This is a genomic window from Kitasatospora sp. MBT63, from assembly GCF_000710465.2.
Classification (GTDB): Bacteria; Actinomycetota; Actinomycetes; order Streptomycetales; family Streptomycetaceae; genus Kitasatospora.
On record NZ_JAIZ01000784.1, the window covers coordinates 5,301 to 7,579 of the forward strand.

General features: G+C 74.6%; 1 protein-coding gene. It reads left to right on the forward strand.

Going from position 1 to position 2,279, the window contains the following annotated elements:
* The coding region (locus tag AA75_RS51265) for a type I polyketide synthase (protein ID WP_233289418.1) at window positions 1–2,279 on the forward strand (2,279 nt) is incomplete at both ends.

A 2,279-nucleotide genomic window follows, 5' to 3' on the forward strand; every position in this document is an offset into this window, starting at 1 on the left:
TCGCGGCACCCGCACGGGCGTCTTCGCGGGCATCTCCGGCCGCGACTACGCGAGCGCCGGCCAGCAGGTGCCGGCCGAGCTGGAGGCGTACCTGGGGATCGGCAACGCGGGCAGCGTGGCCTCGGGCCGGATCTCGTACTCCTTCGGGTTCGAGGGTCCTGCGGTGACCGTGGACACGGCGTGCTCCTCCTCGCTGGTGGCGCTGCACCTGGCGGCGCAGTCACTGCGCTCGGGCGAGTCGGACCTCGCGGTGGCCGGCGGCGTGCTGCTGATGTCGACGCCGACCACCTTCGTGGAGTTCTCCCGGCAGCGGGCGATGTCGCCCGACGGGCGCTGCAAGGCCTTCGCGGCCGCTGCCGACGGCACCGGCTGGGCGGAGGGGGTGGGTCTGCTGCTGGTGGAGCGGCTGTCGGACGCGCGGCGCAACGGGCACCGGGTGCTGGCGGTGCTGCGCGGCAGTGCGGTCAACCAGGACGGTGCGTCCAACGGCCTGACCGCGCCCAGCGGTCCGGCCCAGCAGCGGGTGATCCGCCAGGCGCTGGCCAACGCCGGCCTGGCGCCCGCCGAGGTCGACGTGGTGGAGGCGCACGGCACCGGCACCCGGCTGGGTGACCCGATCGAGGCGCAGGCGTTGATCGCGACGTACGGTGCGGGCCGTACCGCGGATCGGCCGCTCTGGCTGGGGTCGGTGAAGTCGAACATCGGGCACACCCAGGCCGCGGCCGGGGTGGCGGGTGTGATCAAGTCGGTGCTGGCGATCCGGCACGGGGTGCTGCCCCGCACGCTGCACGTGGACGAGCCGTCCCCGCATGTGGACTGGTCGGGCGACGCGGTGCGGCTGCTGACCGAGCAGCAGGAGTGGCCGCGGCTGGACCGGCCGCGCCGGGTCGGGGTGTCGGCCTTCGGCGTGTCGGGCACCAACGCCCACGTGATCATCGAGCAGGCCCCGAGCGAGCAGGCCCCGAGCGAGCCGGCCCCGATCTCGCAGGTCCCGATCGCGCAGGTCCCGGAGTCCGCCGCGCCGCAGGACACCGCGGCTCTGCCGGTGCTGCCCTTCGTGGTCTCGGCGCGCACCGGCGCGGCGCTGCGGGCCCAGGCCGCACAGGTGGCTGAGCTGCTGACCGACGCCGACCCGGTGGCCGTTGCACAGTCCCTGGCCACCGCCCGTGCCGCGCTGGAGGAGCGCGCCGTGGTGCTCGGCGACCCAGCGGCCCTGCACACCTTGGACGGCCCGGCCGTGGTGCGCGGCACCGCAGGCTCCGGTGGCCTGGCCTTCCTGTTCTCGGGGCAGGGCAGTCAGCGGGTCGGGATGGGTCGTGAGTTGTATGCGGCGTTCCCGGTGTTCGCGGCCGCTTTCGATGCGGTGGTGGCGGCGTTGGGTCTGCCGGTGGCGGAGGTGATCGCCTCGGGTGAGGGTCTGGACGAGACGGGGTGGACGCAGCCTGCGCTGTTCGCGGTGGAGGTGGCGCTGTTCCGGCTGTTCGAGTCGTGGGGGGTGCGGCCGGACTTCGTGGCCGGCCATTCCATCGGGGAGCTGGCGGCGGCCCATGTCGCGGGTGTGCTGTCGCTGTCGGATGCGGCTGTGCTGGTGGCGGCGCGGGCGCGGTTGATGCAGGCGCTGCCGTCGGGTGGTGCGATGGTGGCGGTGGAGGCGGGCGAGCGGGAGGTGCTGGCGGCGCTGGTGGCGGGTGCGGAGATCGCGGCGGTGAACGGGCCGCGTTCGGTGGTGGTCTCGGGTGACGAGGCGGCGGTGGAGGCTGTTCGTGGGGCGCTGGCGGATCGCCGGAGCCGGCGCCTGCGGGTGAGTCACGCTTTCCACTCGGCCCACCTGGACGGCATGCTCGCCGAGTTCGGCGCCGTTGCTGCCTCACTGAGCTTCGCGCCGCCGGTGATTCCGGTGGTCTCCAATCTGACCGGTCGGCTGGCGACGGCGGCTGAGCTGACCGACCCGGGCTACTGGGTGCGCCAGGTCCGTGAGGCGGTCCGGTTCGCCGACGTGGTGCAGGAGTTGGCCGCCGAGGGGGTGGGCACTTTCGTGGAGCTCGGTCCGGACGGCACGCTGACCGGCCTGGTCGGCACGATCCTGGACGACCCGGCGACCGCCCCGGCCACCGCGACCGCCTTGCGCCGCGACCTCGCCGAGCCGGCGGCCGTGCTGGCCGCGCTGGCCCGGATTCACGTGCAGGGCCACCGGGTCGACTGGGCCGCGCTGCTCGGCACCGGCCGCCCCGGCGAGGTCGAGCTGCCGACCTACCCGTTCCAGCGCCGCCGCTACTGGC